Genomic DNA, 19,060 nt, shown 5'->3' with positions numbered 1-19,060 from the left:
AAAATGGAGCATATTCAAAATTCATTTACAAAATTAATGGAAAATGAAAATTTTAAAAACAGATATGAAGTATTAAAGGCGGAAGTGATGGCACATCCGCGTGTGAAAGAATTTATAGACGAGCATAAAGGCGAAGTAACGACTTCTATGATTGAGCGCAGTCTTGTGAAGCTATATGAATATATTGGACAATGTGTAGGTTGTTCAGATTGTCCGGATCTAGGGACATGTAAAAATATGCTGCAAGGATATGAACCGAAGCTCGTTATCCAAGGTAAGATGATTGATATTCAATACGATCGTTGCATTAGAAAAGTAGCATATGATGAGAGAAAAAAATATGAAAAACTCGTTCAAAGTGTATATATGCCAACGGATATTTTACAGGCGACTATGGAAAATTTAGACCCTTCAGAGTTAAATGCACGTATTGATGCAATTGGTGCAGCGAATGAATTTTTAAGCACATATGAACCGGGTAAAAAAGTACAGGGGCTATATCTTTACGGTAAATTTGGTGTAGGGAAAACATATCTTTTAGGGGCGATTGCGAATGAGCTTGCTCGAAAGAAAATAAGTTCCATGCTCGTATACTTCCCAGAATTTTTACGTGAAATTAAAAGTTCGATTCAAGATAATTCAATTGGAGAAAAGATTGATGCGGTTAAACGGGTACAAGTTTTAATGTTAGATGATATCGGAGCGGAAGCGATGTCTAGTTTCGTACGTGACGATGTACTCGGTGCAATCTTACAATTCCGTATGCTAGAAAACTTACCAACGTTCTTTACGTCTAATTTTGATTTCAAACAGTTGGAACATCACTTAACGTATACACAGCGCGGTGAAGCAGAAGAAATGAAAGCGGCCCGTATTATGGAACGAATTAAATATTTAGCGAAACCAATTACAATCGGTGGGAAAAACCGCCGTCATAAGTAAAGAGCAAGCTGAGAAGCTTGTTCTTTTTTTGTTTTGAATGCTTTTCAGCGTAGTCGAATTGTAAAACGAACAGTTCTTATGGAAAATTCATAGTAGCTTGTATCATTTTTTTCTCCCTCCCTTAATATATATAAAATTAGCAAGCCATATCGAGTGGATTTTCTAACGAAAGGAAATGCAATTCTACTAAGAGTGAACTTCCACGGGCCAAACTCTTATAGGATTTGTAACGTATAGATACAATCCTTTAGAGCGGGGATAAAAGGGGGGACAAAAGTGATTGAAATTTGCTTCGAAGAAAAAAATGATGCTATGCACGTATATAAACAACTACTGAAAAGGGCGGAAGTGTTATATAAAGAAACGAGTGTATATTTACAGGAACAAAAAGTTGTAATTCACATACCAGTATGTGAATCACACTATATTGAAAAGATTTTATTGCCAGTCATGGTATATTTCATTGTGAATGTGAAACAAAATGAGTGGATTTATACAATTTTAAAAGAAAAGTTTTTTTATGAAGAACAAGAAGAGTGTCATCAAATATTGCATATAGCACAAGAAGTTTTAAAGGGAAGAAGAAAAGGGGTTGCTCGTGAGTTAACACGTTACACATTTGAATCGTATATTAAGTCTTCTTTAAATAATTGGCTTTGTGATCCGCTCTCATTCTCGTTTTCATCATATGTTCGTTTTCGTCTTCGTACATATAGGGAAATGGTAGCTAAGCTTACTGAAGTGGCAATTGATGAGTATAAGATGGAACAAGAATATCAAATGTTCATTGAGACGCTCCGGCAACAAGTTAGTAATCGAAAGTCACGTTTGTCCTGTATGCATCTTATTTTTGATGAAAGTTTTATTTTCTATGATGATAAAGGTAGACGTTTAAAACAGGAGAAATTGGTCCAATATATAGATGAAGATTTGCTAAAGCAAAAAGATGTATATATTGATACAAAAGTAATTGCACCACTTCTTTCTATTTCACCGAAAAAAATCTATTTGTATACGAAAGAACAAGACCATAATATGATTATTACTTTGCGAAACGTATTTCAAGAACGGATACAAATACACGGATTACATGAGTTTGAACGCAATGTGAAAAATTTAAAAAATAAAGGTAACGCCCTTGATTTTCTAAGTTTTTGAGCATATAATTACCTACATAAATGAAATATATTGAAATGTCATGATGAGGACATGAGTAGTTTTCTACGATTTTCAGAGAGGGAAGCCTTAGGGTGTGAGCTTCCTAGTACGGGATTATTACTTACCACCTCTAAACTTTAGCAGTGAACGATTTTTTTAGTAATTGCTAACGGACAACACCGTTATGTTGAACTTGAGCAATTAACAATCATGTTAATTGGAACAAGGGTGGAACCACGAATTCAACACTCGTCCCTTTTTACGGGATGAGTGTTTTTTATTTTGAGAAAAAGAGGAGTGACCAGTGATGGCAGATGTAGTTAAAATTACTTTCCCTGATGGAGCTGTGAAGGAGTTTCCAAAAGGCGTAACAACTGAAGAAATCGCAGCTTCTATTAGCCCAGGCTTAAAGAAAAAAGCTGTGGCTGGAAAATTAAACGATGAGATGATTGATCTTGTTACACCAATCGAAGAAGATGGTGCAGTTTCTATTATTACATTAGATTCTGAAGATGGCTTATACATTTTACGCCATTCAACAGCCCACCTTTTAGCACAAGCGTTAAAACGTTTATATAAAGATGTTAAGCTTGAGCTTGGCATTGGCCCAGTAATCGAAAATGGCTTCTACTACGATATTGATATGGAAGAAGCAATTACAGTTGAAGACTTCAAGAAAATCGAAAAAGAAATGCAAAAAATCGTGAACGAGAACTTAGAAATCGTTCGTCATGAAGTACCACGTGCAGAAGCACTTCGTCGCTTTGAAGAAATCGGCGATGAGTTAAAATTAGATTTAATTAACGATCTTCCAGAAGATGCAGTTATTTCAATCTATGAGCAAGGCGAATTCTTCGACCTTTGCCGCGGTGTTCACCTTCCATCTACAGGGAAAATTAAAGTGTTTAAATTATTAAGCGTTGCAGGTGCTTACTGGCGCGGCGATAGCAATAATAAAATGCTACAACGTATTTACGGTACTGCATTTGTTAAGAAAGCAGAATTAGATGAGCATTTACGTATGCTTGAAGAAGCGAAAGAGCGCGATCACCGTAAATTAGGTAAAGAATTAAAACTATTTACTAATAGCCAAAAAGTAGGACAAGGTTTACCACTTTGGTTACCAAAAGGTGCAACGATCCGTCGTATTATCGAGCGTTACATCGTTGATAAAGAAGCAAGCTTAGGCTATGATCACGTATACACTCCAGTACTAGGAAGCAGAGAGCTATATGAAACTTCTGGTCACTGGAATCACTACCGTGATGGTATGTTCCCATCAATGGAAATGGATAATGAAGAGTTAGTTCTTCGTCCAATGAACTGCCCTCACCACATGATGGTTTATAAAAACGATATTCACAGCTACCGTGAATTACCAATCCGTATTGCGGAACTTGGAACAATGCACCGCTATGAAATGTCAGGTGCGTTATCTGGATTACAACGTGTACGCGGAATGACTTTAAACGATGCGCACATTTTCGTACGCCCAGATCAAATTAAAGAAGAGTTAAAACGTGTTGTAAACTTAACTCTAGAAGTGTACAAAGATTTTGGTTTAGAGAACTATTCATTCCGTCTATCTTATCGTGACCCAGCAGATACTAAAAAGTACTATGCTGATGATGAGATGTGGGAAAAAGCACAAGGTATGTTAAAAGAAGCTATGGATGAAATGGGTCTTGATTACTACGAAGCTGAAGGTGAAGCGGCGTTCTACGGTCCAAAACTTGACGTTCAAGTTCGTACTGCTCTTGGAAAAGACGAAACACTTTCAACTGTACAATTAGACTTCTTACTTCCAGAACGCTTTGAATTAGCTTACGTTGGTGAAGATGGAAAACAACATCGTCCAGTTGTAATTCACCGTGGTGTTGTATCAACTATGGAACGTTTCGTAGCATTCTTAATTGAAGAATACAAAGGTGCATTCCCAACTTGGTTAGCTCCAGTTCAAGCGCAAGTAATTCCAGTTTCTCCGCAAGTGCATTTAGACTATGCGAAGAAAGTACAAGATGAATTGCGCCGTGCTGGTATTCGTGTTGAATTAGATACTCGCGAAGAGAAAATTGGTTACAAAATCCGTGAAGCACAAATGCAAAAAATTCCGTACATGCTTGTAGTAGGTGACAATGAAGTAACTGAAAATGGCGTAAACGTACGTAAATATGGTGAACAAAAATCAGAAACAATCGCATTAGATGCTTTTGTTGACATGATTAAAGTAGAAGGAAAAAGATAAGAAAGAGCCGCGGTATACCGCGGCTTTTCTTTTTAATATAAAAGAGAAAAACTAGAAAAAATAACCATGTAACTCTTATCATAAAAAAGTATTGCATGTATGCTAGTTGTTTGTTACAATATTTCTTGTTGTTAGTAAAACACATCGCGTCTTCTTGACAGACGTCATGTCCTATGATAAACTCATCAAGGATAATAGAATATTGTTTTGTGGAACAAGTAGAAGCACCCGCTTCTCACCTGATGGACGCATTCGCAGTTAGCAGGTAAATGTATTTCTTACTTAAGATTTTACAAGTGTGGGTGTCGTATGCCCGCACTTTTTTTGTCGGGTTCTATGACTACAAAATATGTTCTGAGAAAACCTTGGAGGTGGCTTACTATTAGCAAGGATATGATGATTAACGAGCAAATTCGTGCACGTGAAGTACGTTTAGTTGGCGCAAATGGCGATCAACTTGGAATCAAGTCTCGTAATGACGCTTTAGACTTAGCTGCAAATCTTAATCTTGATTTAGTATTAGTTGCTCCAAATGCGAAACCGCCAGTATGCCGCATTATGGACTACGGTAAATTCCGCTTTGAGCAACAGAAGAAAGAAAAAGAACAGCGCAAAAATCAAAAAGTAATTAGCATGAAAGAAGTTCGTTTAAGTCCAACAATTGATGAACACGACTTTAACACAAAACTTCGTAATGCTATCAAGTTTTTAGAGAAAGGCGACAAGGTTAAAGCGTCAATTCGCTTTAAAGGACGTGCCATTACTCATAAAGAAATCGGTCAACGTGTTTTAGATCGCTTCTCAGAAGCTTGTGCTGAAGTTAGTACAATTGAATCTAAGCCTAAAATGGAAGGACGTAGTATGTTCTTAGTTTTAGCACCGAAAAACGATAAGTAATAGATAGAGGAGGAAATACCTATGCCTAAACAAAAAACTCATCGCGGCGCTGCAAAGCGTTTCAAAAAGACTGGATCAGGTAAACTGAAACGTTCTCACGCTTACACAAGCCATTTATTCGCTAACAAATCTACAAAAGCTAAACGTAAACTACGTAAAGCTGGTGTAGTAAGCGCTGGTGACTTCAAACGCATTCGTCAAATGCTTGACAACTTAAAATAAGTTCGGCTGATATATAGAACAATTAGGAGGTAATATTATGCCAAGAGTAAAAGGTGGTACAGTTACTCGTCAACGTCGTAAAAAAGTTATAAAATTAGCAAAAGGTTACTACGGTTCTAAAAATACATTATTCAAGGTTGCTAACCAACAGGTTATGAAATCTCTAATGTATGCATTCCGTGACCGTCGTCAAAAGAAACGTGACTTCCGTAAATTATGGATCACACGTATCAACGCAGCAGCTCGTATGAATGGTCTTTCTTACAGCCGCTTAATGCACGGTTTAAAAAACGCTGGCATCGAAGTTAACCGCAAGATGCTTGCTGACTTAGCTGTTCATGACGAAAAAGCTTTCGCTGAATTAGCAACAGTTGCAAAAAACAACATTAACTAATTAATTAGTTGAAACCTTAGAAGAATTTTCTTCTAAGGTTTTTTGTTTGTTTTCAAAGAGAAGTTTGAAGTGAATGAAGCTCTAAAGATTTATGGACGCATCGTTATCGATATGACAAAATCAACATAAAAACTATAGCGATATAGAAGAATATGCATATGAAGTCAGGAGAATTCTCCTGGCTTTTTTCAATTATGCTCGTTTGGAAAGAAGAGTATCTTTCCTAGCCGAAACGACACTGCTATAATGGAAAGATGATATGGAACTTTCATCAGATGAACAATATACGAGCGATGACTGAAACGTATTTGTAAATTAAGGACAAGCTATTTTATAAAGAGGTAGATAGCTGACTTATTCATAAGAACTGAAACATAATAATGAACTTTGAGATGAAACAACATTGTTGCATAAAATGCGATGTTGGAGGAGGACAATAGAATGGACTTACTACAACTATTTAAATTACAAAAAGAATTAGATGACCGTATTGCAAAAGAACATGACTTACAACCGAAAAAGTTGTTAAAAGAAAAAATGCTAGCTCTTCTTGTAGAAATTGGAGAACTTGCAAATGAAACACGCTGTTTTAAATATTGGAGCAATAAACCAGCATCAGAACGTGAAGTAATATTAGAAGAATACGTAGATGGTTTGCATTTTATTTTATCAATCGGAATCGATTTAGGTATTGATAAAAACTTCTTATTCTATAAATGTGCACAAACGAATAAAACACAAGTGGAAATTTTCTTAGACACATATGCGAAAGTAATTCGTTTTACAGATCAACCATCTATCACGAACTATATTGAATTATTTACAAGCTATCTTCGACTTGGACAAGCACTTGAATTTGAACAAGAAGAAATTGAAAAAGCGTATTTAGATAAAAATGAAGTAAATCATCAGCGTCAAACACAAGGATACTAATTTAATTTTTGAATATTTCAATTTCCTTTTGTATAATAAGGTGACTGAAGAAAAAGGAGGGTGTTGGCAATGACAAAATTAGACGCGACATTGACAATGCTAAAAGAGTTAACAGATGCACGTGGTATTGCTGGTAACGAGCGTGAACCACGTGAAGTAATGAAGAAATATATTGAGCCGTTTGCGGACGAACTTTCTACTGATAATTTAGGAAGTTTAGTTGCGAAAAAAGTTGGGGAAGAAAACGGCCCGAAAATTATGGTTGCAGGTCATTTAGATGAAGTTGGCTTTATGATTACGCAAATTGATGACAAAGGCTTCCTTCGTTTTCAAACAGTTGGTGGCTGGTGGTCACAAGTTATGCTTGCACAGCGCGTGACAATTGTAACGCGTAAAGGAGATGTAACAGGTGTAATTGGTTCAAAACCACCACACATTTTACCTCCAGAAGCTCGTAAAAAGCCAGTTGATATTAAAGACATGTTTATCGATATTGGTGCTTCTAGCCAAGAAGAGGCAATGGAGTGGGGCGTACGACCAGGAGATCAAGTTGTACCTTACTTTGAATTCCAAGTGATGAAGAATGAAAAAATGTTACTTGCAAAAGCATGGGATAACCGAATCGGCTGTGCGATTGCAATTGACGTATTAAAACAATTAAAAGATGAAAAACATCCAAACGTTGTATACGGCGTTGGAACTGTACAAGAAGAGGTTGGTCTTCGTGGTGCAAAAACATCTGCGAATTATATCAAACCAGATATCGCGTTCGCAGTAGATGTTGGTATCGCTGGAGATACACCGGGTGTAACGTCAAAAGAGGCGCAAAGTAAAATGGGCGATGGACCGCAGATTATTTTATATGATGCTTCTGTTATTGGACATACAGGTTTACGTGATTTCGTAGTTGATGTTGCTGACGAACTACAAATTCCATACCAATATGATTCAGTAGCTGGCGGGGGAACAGATGCAGGTGCGATTCACATTTCTGTAAATGGTATTCCGTCTATGGCAATTACGATTGCGACACGCTACATCCATTCGCATGCGGCAATGTTACACCGTGATGATTATGAAAATGCAGTGAAGTTAATTGTAGAAGTTATTAAACGTCTTGATAAAGAGGCTGTACATAACATTACATTTAATTAATAGAAAAAAGCGAAGGAGAATCTCCTTCGCTTTTTTATGTGTTAAAAAGGTCTTTCTAATCCTGCGGCAGTATGGGCCCCTAAAATAATTAAACGAGTTAATTGCATGGCCATAAAATGCGGGGTATATATCATCCCCCTTTTTAACCATGACATAATCATCCCGATGTGAGCCCCTGTCACATAACTAATTAGAATATCACGAGGAACCATAAGATCTTTATCATCTGGTTGTGAAATTGATAAGCTTAATGTTAAATGCGTTTGTATTGTTTTCATCATTTTATAAGAGTAGTTTCCTGCAGCTTTATCCCCGAGCATAACATTATAGAAGTTCACGTTTTCTGCGATGTGTTCGAACAGAGCCAAAAATGTTGGATGTGGTGAATCGAATGTAAGTTGAAAATCCTCTTTATTTTTATTTTTCGGTTTGATTACTTCTGCTAGCTTCTCTAACATTTCTTCAATGCTTTTGTCTAATAAGTCGTATTTATCATGGTAATGGCTATAAAATGTAGCGCGATTTACAGGAGCGCGTTCTGCGATATGTTGAACAGTTACATTTTCAAACCCTTTTTCGCCTACTAAAGCGACAAAAGCATCCTGTATGAGTTGTCTCGTCCGCTTTACACGTGGATCATTTGTATTTTTAATAGACATTTTACTTCTCCTCGTTTCATTTTATACACTTAAACAACAAATCGTTATTATATTGTTGTTTAAGCGACATTTCATACTTAAATTGTCGGTTGTAGATTCGAAATAATTATTTATAATTATAAACGATAGTCCTTTAGAAATCAGCACCACTCGCAGGTAGACGAAATCCGGTTTATGCTGCTGAAGGTGTGCTTTTTTTGTTTAAAGGTTAATATAATTAACAATTAAACAGTATAAACAATAAGGATGTAAATAGTTTAGAAAAAAATTATATGCGATATAAGGAGAGGAATGCAATGAATCAGTTTCGAAGAATGGTGATTATCAACATTATCACATTAATTGTACTAGTTGGCGGCGGCATTGGCGGTTATTACTATTACAATCAAGCGGAAAACTATTTAAAAACAGAAAATGCGAAAATTGATGGAAAGGTAATTCCAATTGCTTCACCAGCAGCAGGTAAATTGACTGACTGGAAAGCTGAAGTAGGAAAAAACTACAATGAGAACGATAAATTAGGTGCTGTCACTGTAGCTGGAGCAAATGGGGAGCAAACAGTAGACGTAACAATTCCGCAAAACGCGACAGTTGTACAATCAAACGCAACGACAAATGCTTTCGTTGGAGCTGGTAGCCCAATTGCTTATGCATTTGATATGAACAATTTATGGGTAACAGCAAATATTGAAGAAACAGATGTTGACGATGTGCAAAAAGGTCAAGATGTAGACGTGTATGTAGATGCATACCCAGACACGACGTTATCAGGAAAAGTAGAGCAAGTTGGATTAACAACAGCGAATACATTCTCTATGTTACCATCAAGCAACGCAACAGCGAACTATACGAAAGTAACACAAGTGGTACCAGTTAAAATTTCTTTAGATCATAGTAAATCAGTAAATATTGTTCCTGGCATGAATGTGACAGTTCGTATTCATAAGTAAGGGGGAGATGAGATGTCCTCAATTGCAATTGCAGGATATGCACTATTTTGTATAATCGTCTTCTTCCTTGTAAATCGTCTTTTACGAAAGAAAAAACGAACGTGGGAGAAGAACAAGTCCCAGCCGTAAGTAAAATAGAAGTAAGTAAGGTAGAAACAGAAGAAAAAGAAATTGAACGAAAGCAAGAAACAGAAATTTCTAATGTAGTTGAGTTAGAAACAGGTAAGCAAGAAGAAGTAAAACAAGAAAAAGAAATGCCGAAAAAACAAACGTCTATGCCTATAGAGAATGTGAACGTAAAAGCAGTTGTAACAGTATTAATTCTCGGGATGTTCGTTTCTATTTTAAACCAAACGATCATTAACGTTGCATTGCCTCCGTTAATGAATGAATTTAATGTATCAACTTCAACAGCACAATGGTTAATTACAGGCTTCATGCTCGTAAATGGTATTTTAGTACCGATTAGTGCCTTTTTAGTTTCACGATTTACGTATCGTAAATTGTTCGTAGCGGCAATGTTATTCTTCACGGTAGGATCTATCATTTGTGCTACTTCAGGAAACTTTACAATGATGATGACGGGCCGAGTGATTCAAGCGGTTGGAGCGGGTATTTTAATGCCGGTTGGTATGAATATTTTCATGACATTATTCCCGCCTCATAAGCGAGGAGCAGCTATGGGATTACTAGGGGTAGCGATGATTTTAGCACCAGCTATCGGACCAACTGTAACAGGATGGGTAATTGAAAACTATAGCTGGAACTTAATGTTCTACGGAATGTTTGTGATTGGTTTAATTATTACTTTCCTATCTTTAAAATTCTTTACACTAGCTCAGCCGGTATCTAACACAAAGCTAGATGTATTCGGTGTTATTAGTTCAAGTATTGGACTAGGTAGCTTATTGTATGGATTTAGTGAAGCGGGAAATAATAGCTGGACTAGTGCAGAGGTTGTGATATCACTTATCATTGGTGTAGTAGGTATTGCAGTATTTATTTGGAGAGAGCTAACAACGGACAATAAAATGCTTGATTTACAAGTGTTTAAATATCCAGTATTTACTTTTACTTTAGTAATTAACGCAATCGTAACGATGGCATTATTCGGAGGTATGTTATTACTTCCAGTATATCTACAAAATATTCGTGGCTTTACGCCAATTGAATCTGGTTTACTACTTCTTCCAGGATCATTAATTATGGGGATCATGGGACCAGTAGCAGGTAAATTATTCGATAAATATGGCATTCGTCCATTAGCGATAATTGGATTGGCAATTACAACTTATGCGACATATGAATTTACAAAATTATCGATGGATACACCGTATAGCGTTATTATGACGGATTATATTATACGTTCAATTGGTATGTCATTCATTATGATGCCAATTATGACAGCTGGTATGAACGCGCTGCCGATGAAATTAATTTCTCACGGTACAGCAACGCAAAATACGTCAAGACAAGTAGCTGGTTCAATTGGAACAGCGATCTTAATCACACTTATGACGCAACAAACGACTGCTCACGTAGCGGATTATGGCAACATGTTAACAACGTCAAATCCAATTTTAGTTGATAAAATACATGGTATGGGCCAAAGCTTAGCGGCTTTAGCTGGATCAGCTCAAGCGGGAGATGCGATGAGCACGCAACTATTATTCGGACAAATCTCAAAGCTATCTGCAATTAACGGTATTAACGATGCCTTCTTAATTGCAACAATACTCGCAGGTATTGCTTGGGTGTTATCGTTCTTCTTGCCATCAGGCAATAAACCAAATAGAAAAGCAGGGAATTAATTTCCCTGCTTTTTTGTGTTTTTTATGTAGTTAGATATAAAAGATGATAACTAGTTACAGAGCATAATCCTGTTATAACCAAAATCGTCCCCATAGAACGAATACTTGATATTTGTCTGCCACTTATAATAGCTACTAGTCCAGCTAATGAGAAGAAGCACCAATATAAAGTTCCCGAAATTGGAACCATTCCCTCTAAATCTATTCCATAACCTATACAAATGATAGGAACAACGATAAGTGATATGCTAATTAAACCAGTTATAACGATAAGTGATTTTCGATATTTAATTCCGGCAGCAATTAAATAAATGCCAACGATGCCTTCACATAATAACAAAATAGGGGCTAAGATAAGCCAAATAAATAAACCAGTAGATTCCATATGTAATAACTCCTTAATGAATAAAATATGAATCAGGCATGGACAATAGCTGCAAACAGTCCTATTGAGAAAATAATGAGTCCCATGTTGCGTATACTCTTAATTTTTGAATGTACCCCATTCAATCCTGCTAATAAACCAGCTAGAGAGAAAAGCATCCAATATAGGACAGGTGGAATGTGGAGAACGTTCTCTCCATTGATACCTTTGTTTAAAAAAAGTAAAAGGCATTATAACGAATGAAAAGCAAATAATCCCCATTAAGGTAACAAGTAATTTCCGATGTTTAATTTCTGTTACCATTAAAAAATACCACCAGCAATCCCGCATAGTAAGAGAAGTGGCGTAAAAAGCATCCAAATAATACTGAACATATGTAAACTCTTTTATGTGAATTAAGTTATATTTTACTACATGAGGTTTATTTTGGATATTATTAATAAAATCGAAAAATAGTTATTGGCGATTTGAAAAGCTAGAGGATAGTGTAACAAAAATTATACTGACGCCTGTCCTAACTTCTGGTGAAGAAGGAGAAAAGAAAACGAATTATCGAAAAGTGCTAACGGAAGAAGAGTTTGAAGTTGTTATAAAAGAGTAAAAAGAGGTATCGCGATGATACCTCTTTTTAACTTAAGAATGCTAACATATTATTCATAATATGAAATAACATAGCTGGAATAATGGATTTTGTTTTCTTGCATAAAATAGCCATTAATAATCCCGTGAAGAAAGTAATTACCATTACTCCGAGTGAGTATGTATGAGCGATACCAAAGAAGAAACTTGTTAAGACTGCTGCAATCCAAAATGGAAAGCGTTCAGAGAAAAAGTGGAGTAAAAAACCACGGAAAATAAGTTCTTCAAAAATTGGGGTGAGTATCGCAAAGCCGATAAGTAATAATATTTGATACTGTTCAAATACGTCTAAGTTTAGTGCAGAAGCTTGTTGCTTTGTTGCGTCTTGGAACACATATTTTAAAAAGATATAATTGAGCACGATGCTTATAGCGAAGAAAAGAAGTAAGTATACGTATGTGCGCCATTCTTTCAGTGCTTTAAAATTAAAAGATTTTAATAGTAAATTTTTTGCGGGTTCGAATTTAAAAATGAAGAATAACAACACGGTTAGTTGTAATCCGATACCTGCAGTATTTGCAATAGATTCATACAGGGCAATTTGTTTTTTATTTTCGAGTCCGGCTGTATAAATTGTTAAGGGCATTGCGAGGAACACAGTAATGAGTCCAGTTCCGAAAAAAGCAAATAAAACGGAGCTAATGAATTGTCCCCATGACATAGAGTATTTCTGTTCATAAGGAAGTTGTGTAGTGGGTTGCATATGTAGAATCACCTCTTTATATTTATATATTTAATTATAAAGTGTTTTATTTTTATATGTAACATTTAAATATTACATATAAAGGTGTATTTTCCATAAAATAATAAAAGAGGTATCACCCTATAGTGATGCCTCTTTCTCATTGATAACTATGTTCTGCCTTGTTATTTGATTTTGATTGCTCTATTTGCAATTCACGCTCTACCAATCGATCTAACTGCTGAATTGCTTTTAGTGCTTTTTCATAAGAGATAGTTCGATAGTGGTGTGCGCCGCCTGGTTCTTCGTCTGCTTCATCTGCCCACTTAATAGTGTTTTGTAGAGGTGTTCTTTCAAGTGATTGTTCTACTAGGAAAGAATCAGTATGCAATAGAATTGCAACAGAAATTTCTTTGGCTTGCTTCGGATGTTCGCCTAATCGGATTAATAACTTATGAGCTCTTTCCGCTCCTTTAATTGCATGTATATCATTCTTTTTATATAAGTCATAGTCCCATTCGCCGCCTGTGTACCATGTATGATGTCCGATATCGTGAAGGAAACCGGCTTTTGTCGCAGCATCGACTGAGGCGTGATGCTTTTTGGCTAAGTGAAACGCATGGTAAGCGACAGCAATCGCGTGGACCATTCCAGAACGGTTCACATATTTTTGGGTAATGTGGTGTTTAAAAACTTGTTCAAGCGTAATACGTTGCATAAAACATTCACTCCTTTTATCTAATGATGTATATGAAGAAAAATCGATCGGTTTAAATGTATTTTGAACATTGTACTCCATCAATCAGCGTTAGTAAAGTAGAAATGTTTAGGAGAAGAAAAATTTTATAGACATAAAAGGTCACCTTAGTTTTTCTAAGGTGACCTTTTATTGTTTATTTTTTTAATCCTTGTTCTAGTGTTTCTAACATTTCGTGCTTTTCATTTTCATCAGCATTTTTCCAAATGACTTCGAATAAAACACCAAGACCTGGAAGCATTTTTTCTTCACCGCTTTGAATTGCATCGACAATCGTTTCTTGTAATTGATCTTGTGAATTTCCAGATACATTTGCTAATACAGCACCACGTAAATTAAAACTCATTGCTTTCACCTCTTCTTCAGAATTGAAACTGACGTTAGTTTTTGTTCTTTTTTATGTAAATATGTATGAAAAATAGGCTATAATGATAAGACAAGAAGAGAGGGAAATACATATTATGAAAAACATTGATTCAGTACAAAATCCGCGTGTGAAGCAGTGGAAAAAGCTGCAAACGAAAAAAGAACGCGATAAAAAAGGGTTGTTCTTTGTTGAAGGATTCCACTTAGTGGAGGAAGCTTTAAAGGCAGGAGTTGTAACAGAACTTATCGTTTCAGATCAAACAGACCTTCCGAAAGATTGGACAGTGAATGATGTTGAAATGTATATCGTGCCTGAAGCGATTGTAAAAATACTTCGTGAAACAGAAACGACACAAGGTGTATTTGCTGTCTGTGAAAAGCATGAGAAAGAAGTAGCTCTTACTGATGGGAAATTTCTTTTATTAGACGGCCTTCAAGACCCAGGTAATTTAGGAACGATTATTCGTACAGCTGATGCAGCTGGTATTCATGCCGTTGTGCTTGGAGAAGGTTGTGTTGATGTTTACAATAGTAAAGTACTGCGCTCTACACAAGGTTCTATTTTCCACTTACCGATTGTAAAAGGGAATTTAGAAGAATGGGTAGACAAGTTAAAAGAAAATAGTGTTCCTGTATATGGAACAGCTCTTGAAAATGGAGCTCCTTACGGTGAAGTAACACCAGCCGGAAGTTTTGCATTAATTGTAGGGAATGAAGGAAGCGGCGTACGCCAAGAAATTCTTGCGAAAACGGATCAAAACTTGTATATTCCGATTTATGGCGGGGCAGAATCATTAAATGTTGCGGTTGCAGCAGGGATTTTAACGTATTATTTACAAAGCCCGGTTGCGAACAAATAAAAAACTTCTTATAATAAGTTGAAGTACATGTTCGTAATGAACATATAATAAAAGTTAAATAACGAAAAACGTTGATAGAGAAGAGTAGCTGACAAAATCGCCATATAGGGAGAGAATGCCGTAGACTGAAAGCATTCTTATGGTAGACGGAAGTGAATTCACCTCTGGAGTTGACGCCAGGACCATGTATATGTAAAGGCGTTCCGGTCAGAATTGATCGTTATAACTAATGAGTGGACAGACTTGTTCTGTCAATTTAGGGTGGTACCGCGAATTTACCTCGTCCCTTTTTGGGAGCGAGGTTTTTTTATTTTTAAAATTAGGAGGGTTCCAAATGGAAGCACGTTTAAAAGAGCTAAAGCAAAAAGCGTTAGAGCTTATTGAAGAAGCGAAAGAGCTAAAGGGCTTAAATGACGTACGCGTAGCGTATTTAGGGAAAAAAGGCCCAATTACAGAAGTATTACGCGGCATGGGAAAATTATCAGCGGAAGAGCGTCCACGTATGGGAGCATTAGTAAATGAAGTACGTGAATCGATTCAAACGCGTTTAGATGACAAAATTGGTAACTTAGAAAAAGCAGTAATTGAAGCGAAATTAGCTACTGAAACAATTGATGTTACCTTGCCAGGTCGTCCTGTTGAAACAGGTTGTCACCATCCGTTAACAGCTGTTGTTGAACAAATTGAAGATGTATTCATCGGTATGGGTTATGAAGTAGCTGAAGGAACAGAAGTAGAAAAAGACTACTACAACTTCGAAGCACTAAACTTACCGAAAGATCACCCAGCACGTGACATGCAAGATACATTCTACATTACAGAAGAAACGTTACTACGTACACATACATCTTCTGTGCAAGCACGTACGATGGAAAATAATAAAGAAAAAGGCCCAATCAAAATTATCTGTCCTGGTAAAGTGTATCGCCGCGATGATGATGATGCGACGCATTCACATCAGTTCATGCAAATTGAAGGTCTTGTAATTGATAAAAACATTCGTATGAGTGACTTAAAAGGTACACTGCAAGTATTCGTGAAAAAGATGTTCGGTGAAGATCGTGAAATCCGTCTTCGTCCAAGTTTCTTCCCATTCACAGAGCCATCTGTAGAGATGGATATTTCTTGTATGATGTGTCACGGTAAAGGTTGCGGCACTTGTAAAGGAACTGGCTGGATTGAAATTCTAGGCGCAGGTATGGTTCACCCGAACGTACTTGAAATGGCTGGTTATGATTCAAAAGAATATCAAGGTTTCGCATTCGGTATGGGAGCAGAGCGTATCGCAATGTTGAAATACGGCGTAGATGACATTCGTCATTTCTATACAAATGATGTACGTTTCTTACAACAATTCAAACGAGCGTAAGGGAAGGAGAGGATAAATATGTTCGTATCATATCGTTGGTTACAAGAGTATGTAGATATTAAAGATGTAACAGCACAAGAACTAGCAGACAAAATCACGAAAAGTGGTATTGAAGTAGAAGGTGTTGAAGTATTAAATAAAGGTGTAAAAGGTGTTGTAGTTGGTCACGTATTAGAGTGTGAAAAACACCCAGAAGCTGATAAGTTAAGCAAATGCTTAATCGATATCGGTGAAGAAGAATCAGTTCAAATTATTTGTGGTGCTGCTAACATTGCAAAAGGTTTAAAAGTACCAGTTGCAAAAGTTGGCGCTGTACTTCCTGGTAACTTCAAAATTAAAAAAGCAAAACTACGCGGTGAAGCTTCTCATGGTATGGTTTGTGCTCTTCAAGAGCTTGGCATTGATGGAAAGTTAGTTTCAAAAGAATACGCAGATGGTATCTTCATCTTCCCAAGTGACGCTGAAGTTGGTGCAGATGCACTTGAAATTTTAAACTTACATGATGAAGTACTTGAGCTTGGTTTAACACCAAACCGTGCAGATTGCTTAAACATGTTAGGTGTTGCATATGAAGTAGCTGCTATTTACGGCCGTGAAGTAAAACTTCCAGCTATCGACTTACAAGAAACAGCAGAAAAAACTTCTGACTACATTTCTGTAAGTGTAGAAGCGAAAGAAGAAAACCCATTATATATTGCAAAAATGGTGAAGAACGTAAAGATTGGTCCATCACCAATGTGGATGCAAACGCGCCTTATGGCAGCTGGCATTCGTCCAATTAGCAATGTAGTTGATATTACAAACTACATTTTAATGGAATACGGTCAACCGTTACATGCATTCGATTACGATAAATTAGGTTCAAAAGAAATCGTTGTTCGTCTTGCAAAAGAAGGCGAAAAAATTGAAACGTTAGATGATCAAGAGCGTACGTTACAAGAACATCATCTTGTAATTACAAACGGCACAAAAGCTTTAGCGGTTGCTGGTGTAATGGGCGGAGCTGATTCTGAAGTTACAAATGAGACGGTAAACGTTTTAATCGAGTCTGCATACTTTGCAGGTCAAACAGTGCGCCGTACATCAAAAGACTTAGGTCTTCGCAGTGAATCAAGTGCACGTTTTGAAAAAGGAATTGATCCAACACGTACGTTTGAAGCAATTCAACACGCAGCTGCTTTAATGGCGAAATATGCTGGCGGAGAAGCACTTGAAGGTGTAGTAGAAGCTGATAACTTACAAGTACAAGAGCGTACAGTATCTGTTACGGCTGAAAAAGTAAACCGTGTATTAGGTACAGATATTTCTGCAAGTGAAATGGGTACAATGTTCACAAACTTGAAATTCCCATTCACAGAAGTAGAAGGAACATTCCATGTAAATGTACCAGCACGTCGTCCTGATATTACAATTTCAGAAGACCTAGTAGAAGAAGTGGGTCGTCTGTATGGGTATGATCACATTCCAGTTACATTACCTTCTGGAACGATGACACGTGGTAAATTAACATCAGCACAAACGAAACGTCGTAAAGTACGTCGCTTCTTAGAAGGTGCTGGTTTATATGAAGCAATCACATATTCATTAACAAGCGCTGACAAAGCGAAACAATATATGGTTGAGCCGAACGAAAAAGCTCCTGTAAATCTTGCGCTTCCAATGAGTGAAGAGCGTAGTCAACTTCGTTTAAGCTTAGTGCCACAATTGTTAGAAGCAGTTTCATACAATGTTGCACGTAAAAACGACAGTGTTGCTCTATACGAAGTAGGTTCTATCTTCTTACCGACAGAAGCAGGAGAACTTCCGAAAGAAGAACAACATCTTGCGGGTGTTATGACAGGTCTTGCTCTTCACCATGCATGGCAAGGCGAGAAGAAAGTAGTAGACTTCTTCGTTATGAAAGGTGTGCTAGAAGGATTATTCGACGTACTTGGCGTTGCAAACCAAATCGCATATGCACCAGCAAAACGTGAAGGTATGCACCCAGGCCGTACAGCTGACATCGTATTAGATGGCGAAGTAATTGGATTCATCGGTCAATTGCATCCAGAATCGCAAAAACAATTGGATGTGAAAGATACATTCGTATTCGAACTATCTCTTGTAAAAGTATTCGGTGCAGACGTGGAAGAAACTTACTACTTACCAATCCCACGTTTCCCATCGATGACACGTGATATGGCTGTTGTTGTAACGAAAGAAACAAAAGCTGGCGAAATGAAGCAAGTCATTGCTGAAGCTGGTGGAGAACTTCTGAAAGACGTAACACTATTCGACTTATACGAAGGTGAAAAAATGGAAGAAGGCAAGAAATCACTTGCATTCTCTATGACTTACTTCGATGCAGAACGTACGTTAACAGACGAAGAGGTAACAGAAGCACATAACCGTGTATTAACAACGGTAGAAGAGAAATTTGGTGCGGAGTTACGTAAGTAATAAGAAATTGCCGGATCTATTCCGGCAATTTTTTTTATGATGCGATTGTCGATATATTATAAAAATTGCCGATATATTTGAAGTTACGGTCGATATATTGCGAAAATCGCTGATATATTTTCTGGTGTCTTGCATCTTTCCCTCGAATGTAGTACATTAATTTTAGTTTAACAAAATGAAAGACGATGATAAGGAAA

Annotated in this window: 17 protein-coding genes, 3 pseudogenes and 4 other annotated features (1 of these 24 running past the window's edge); of the genes and pseudogenes, 14 read left to right on the top strand and 6 right to left on the bottom strand. The window is 36.8% G+C overall.

The features are described 5' to 3' along the window. Positions 1-3: 3 nt before the first annotated feature. The 8 genes from dnaI (at position 4) to BTOYO_RS09100 (ending at position 7,946) form a co-directional block, all read left to right on the top strand. A complete protein-coding gene (dnaI, locus tag BTOYO_RS09135; protein WP_000400118.1) occupies positions 4-942 on the top strand; it encodes a primosomal protein DnaI in 939 nt (312 codons plus the stop codon). Positions 943-1,218: 276 nt separating this feature from the next. After that, positions 1,219-2,100, top strand: coding sequence for a putative sporulation protein YtxC (ytxC, locus tag BTOYO_RS09130; RefSeq protein ID WP_000569605.1), 882 nt, complete (start codon positions 1,219-1,221; stop codon positions 2,098-2,100). A gap of 31 nt (positions 2,101-2,131) precedes the next feature. Beyond that, positions 2,132-2,360 (top strand) — a binding site (T-box leader). A 47-nt stretch (positions 2,361-2,407) separates the two neighbouring features. Further along, positions 2,408-4,345, top strand: coding sequence for a threonine--tRNA ligase (gene thrS / locus BTOYO_RS09125; protein WP_000786076.1), 1,938 nt, complete (start codon positions 2,408-2,410; stop codon positions 4,343-4,345). Between the two features lie 210 nt (positions 4,346-4,555). Beyond that, positions 4,556-4,676, top strand: a sequence feature (ribosomal protein L20 leader region). A gap of 62 nt (positions 4,677-4,738) precedes the next feature. Beyond that, a complete protein-coding gene (infC, locus tag BTOYO_RS09120; RefSeq protein ID WP_000973214.1) occupies positions 4,739-5,242 on the top strand; it encodes a translation initiation factor IF-3 in 504 nt (167 codons plus the stop codon). Between the two features lie 21 nt (positions 5,243-5,263). Then, positions 5,264-5,464 (top strand): 50S ribosomal protein L35, encoded by a 201-nt coding sequence (gene rpmI / locus BTOYO_RS09115; RefSeq protein ID WP_001125945.1) that lies wholly within the window; start codon positions 5,264-5,266, stop codon positions 5,462-5,464. Between the two features lie 37 nt (positions 5,465-5,501). Beyond that, entirely contained in the window at positions 5,502-5,858 is a 357-nt protein-coding gene (gene rplT, locus BTOYO_RS09110; RefSeq protein WP_001138362.1) for a 50S ribosomal protein L20, read from the top strand. Positions 5,859-6,299: 441 nt separating this feature from the next. Then, a complete protein-coding gene (locus BTOYO_RS09105) occupies positions 6,300-6,791 on the top strand; it encodes a dUTP diphosphatase (RefSeq protein WP_000365050.1) in 492 nt (163 codons plus the stop codon). Positions 6,792-6,860: 69 nt separating this feature from the next. Continuing rightward, a complete protein-coding gene (locus BTOYO_RS09100; RefSeq protein WP_000163548.1) occupies positions 6,861-7,946 on the top strand; it encodes a M42 family metallopeptidase in 1,086 nt (361 codons plus the stop codon). Positions 7,947-7,987: 41 nt separating this feature from the next. On the opposite strand, the gene BTOYO_RS09095 is transcribed toward BTOYO_RS09100, so the two are convergent. Continuing rightward, a complete protein-coding gene (locus BTOYO_RS09095) occupies positions 7,988-8,605 on the bottom strand; it encodes a TetR/AcrR family transcriptional regulator (RefSeq protein ID WP_000023657.1) in 618 nt (205 codons plus the stop codon). Positions 8,606-8,901: 296 nt separating this feature from the next. Here BTOYO_RS09095 and BTOYO_RS09090 point away from each other — a divergent pair, with 296 nt between their 5' ends. Together BTOYO_RS09090 and BTOYO_RS09085 are read left to right on the top strand one after the other, a co-directional pair. Beyond that, positions 8,902-9,555 carry an HlyD family secretion protein gene (locus BTOYO_RS09090; RefSeq protein ID WP_001071409.1) on the top strand — a complete coding sequence of 218 codons (654 nt, stop codon included), beginning with the start codon at positions 8,902-8,904 and terminating at the stop codon, positions 9,553-9,555. 12 nt (positions 9,556-9,567) lie between these two features. Continuing rightward, positions 9,568-11,366, top strand: a pseudogene (locus tag BTOYO_RS09085) (DHA2 family efflux MFS transporter permease subunit). A gap of 22 nt (positions 11,367-11,388) precedes the next feature. Here BTOYO_RS09085 and BTOYO_RS09080 read toward each other — a convergent pair. Continuing rightward, positions 11,389-11,751: a hypothetical protein gene (locus BTOYO_RS09080; RefSeq protein ID WP_000446231.1), complete on the bottom strand. Its 363-nt coding sequence runs from the start codon at positions 11,749-11,751 to the stop codon at positions 11,389-11,391. A 13-nt stretch (positions 11,752-11,764) separates the two neighbouring features. Next, positions 11,765-12,125 (bottom strand): annotated as a pseudogene (locus tag BTOYO_RS26130) (ammonia permease). Positions 12,126-12,187: 62 nt separating this feature from the next. Between BTOYO_RS26130 and BTOYO_RS28230 the strand changes: the two are divergent. After that, positions 12,188-12,352: pseudogene (locus tag BTOYO_RS28230) on the top strand (DUF4179 domain-containing protein); the annotation flags it as partial. 27 nt (positions 12,353-12,379) lie between these two features. On the opposite strand, the gene BTOYO_RS09075 reads toward BTOYO_RS28230, so the two are convergent. From BTOYO_RS09075 to sspI, 3 genes are all read right to left on the bottom strand, one after another. After that, positions 12,380-13,093: a CPBP family intramembrane glutamic endopeptidase gene (locus BTOYO_RS09075; protein WP_001183253.1), complete on the bottom strand. Its 714-nt coding sequence runs from the start codon at positions 13,091-13,093 to the stop codon at positions 12,380-12,382. Between the two features lie 139 nt (positions 13,094-13,232). Next, positions 13,233-13,790, bottom strand: a complete 558-nt coding sequence (locus BTOYO_RS09070; RefSeq protein WP_001189005.1) for an HD domain-containing protein — start codon at positions 13,788-13,790, stop codon at positions 13,233-13,235. A gap of 175 nt (positions 13,791-13,965) precedes the next feature. Beyond that, on the bottom strand, positions 13,966-14,175 hold the full coding sequence (sspI, locus tag BTOYO_RS09065; RefSeq protein WP_000009509.1) for a small acid-soluble spore protein SspI: 210 nt from the start codon (positions 14,173-14,175) through the stop codon (positions 13,966-13,968). 82 nt (positions 14,176-14,257) lie between these two features. On the opposite strand from sspI, the gene BTOYO_RS09060 reads away from it, so the two are divergent. The 3 genes from BTOYO_RS09060 to pheT all read left to right on the top strand — a co-directional run bounded on the left by BTOYO_RS09060 (position 14,258) and on the right by pheT (position 18,863). Beyond that, the gene (locus tag BTOYO_RS09060; RefSeq protein ID WP_002039772.1) at positions 14,258-15,055 is read left to right on the top strand and encodes a TrmH family RNA methyltransferase; all 798 of its coding nucleotides are present in this window, start codon (positions 14,258-14,260) and stop codon (positions 15,053-15,055) included. 62 nt (positions 15,056-15,117) lie between these two features. Further along, positions 15,118-15,346: a binding site (T-box leader), on the top strand. A 43-nt stretch (positions 15,347-15,389) separates the two neighbouring features. Next, complete coding sequence (gene pheS / locus BTOYO_RS09055; protein WP_000388224.1) at positions 15,390-16,424, top strand: phenylalanine--tRNA ligase subunit alpha; 1,035 nt, start codon at positions 15,390-15,392, stop codon at positions 16,422-16,424. 18 nt (positions 16,425-16,442) lie between these two features. Next, positions 16,443-18,863: a phenylalanine--tRNA ligase subunit beta gene (pheT, locus tag BTOYO_RS09050; protein ID WP_000498203.1), complete on the top strand. Its 2,421-nt coding sequence runs from the start codon at positions 16,443-16,445 to the stop codon at positions 18,861-18,863. Between the two features lie 176 nt (positions 18,864-19,039). Beyond that, positions 19,040-19,060: a binding site (T-box leader), on the top strand (it continues 231 nt past the right edge of the window).

This window comes from Bacillus toyonensis BCT-7112 (assembly GCF_000496285.1).
In the GTDB taxonomy this organism is placed as follows: Bacteria; Bacillota; Bacilli; order Bacillales; family Bacillaceae_G; genus Bacillus_A; species Bacillus_A toyonensis.
Note: the sequence above shows the minus strand (reverse complement) of the source record. Positions and strands in the feature narration are given on the sequence as shown.

Excerpts from the sequence above, each read along its gene's own strand:
- pheS (WP_000388224.1), top strand. The coding sequence starts at position 15,390 with ATGGAAGCACGTTTAAAAGAGCTAAAGCAAAAAGCGTTAGAGCTTATT.
- rplT (WP_001138362.1), top strand. The coding sequence starts at position 5,502 with ATGCCAAGAGTAAAAGGTGGTACAGTTACTCGTCAACGTCGTAAAAAA.
- BTOYO_RS09070 (WP_001189005.1), bottom strand. The coding sequence starts at position 13,790 with ATGCAACGTATTACGCTTGAACAAGTTTTTAAACACCACATTACCCAA.
- dnaI (WP_000400118.1), top strand. The coding sequence starts at position 4 with ATGGAGCATATTCAAAATTCATTTACAAAATTAATGGAAAATGAAAAT.
- rpmI (WP_001125945.1), top strand. The coding sequence starts at position 5,264 with ATGCCTAAACAAAAAACTCATCGCGGCGCTGCAAAGCGTTTCAAAAAG.
- BTOYO_RS09080 (WP_000446231.1), bottom strand. The coding sequence starts at position 11,751 with ATGGAATCTACTGGTTTATTTATTTGGCTTATCTTAGCCCCTATTTTG.
- BTOYO_RS09105 (WP_000365050.1), top strand. The coding sequence starts at position 6,300 with ATGGACTTACTACAACTATTTAAATTACAAAAAGAATTAGATGACCGT.
- BTOYO_RS09100 (WP_000163548.1), top strand. The coding sequence starts at position 6,861 with ATGACAAAATTAGACGCGACATTGACAATGCTAAAAGAGTTAACAGAT.
- infC (WP_000973214.1), top strand. The coding sequence starts at position 4,739 with ATGATGATTAACGAGCAAATTCGTGCACGTGAAGTACGTTTAGTTGGC.
- BTOYO_RS09095 (WP_000023657.1), bottom strand. The coding sequence starts at position 8,605 with ATGTCTATTAAAAATACAAATGATCCACGTGTAAAGCGGACGAGACAA.
- pheT (WP_000498203.1), top strand. The coding sequence starts at position 16,443 with ATGTTCGTATCATATCGTTGGTTACAAGAGTATGTAGATATTAAAGAT.
- BTOYO_RS09060 (WP_002039772.1), top strand. The coding sequence starts at position 14,258 with ATGATAAGACAAGAAGAGAGGGAAATACATATTATGAAAAACATTGAT.
- thrS (WP_000786076.1), top strand. The coding sequence starts at position 2,408 with ATGGCAGATGTAGTTAAAATTACTTTCCCTGATGGAGCTGTGAAGGAG.
- sspI (WP_000009509.1), bottom strand. The coding sequence starts at position 14,175 with ATGAGTTTTAATTTACGTGGTGCTGTATTAGCAAATGTATCTGGAAAT.
- BTOYO_RS09075 (WP_001183253.1), bottom strand. The coding sequence starts at position 13,093 with ATGCAACCCACTACACAACTTCCTTATGAACAGAAATACTCTATGTCA.
- BTOYO_RS09090 (WP_001071409.1), top strand. The coding sequence starts at position 8,902 with ATGAATCAGTTTCGAAGAATGGTGATTATCAACATTATCACATTAATT.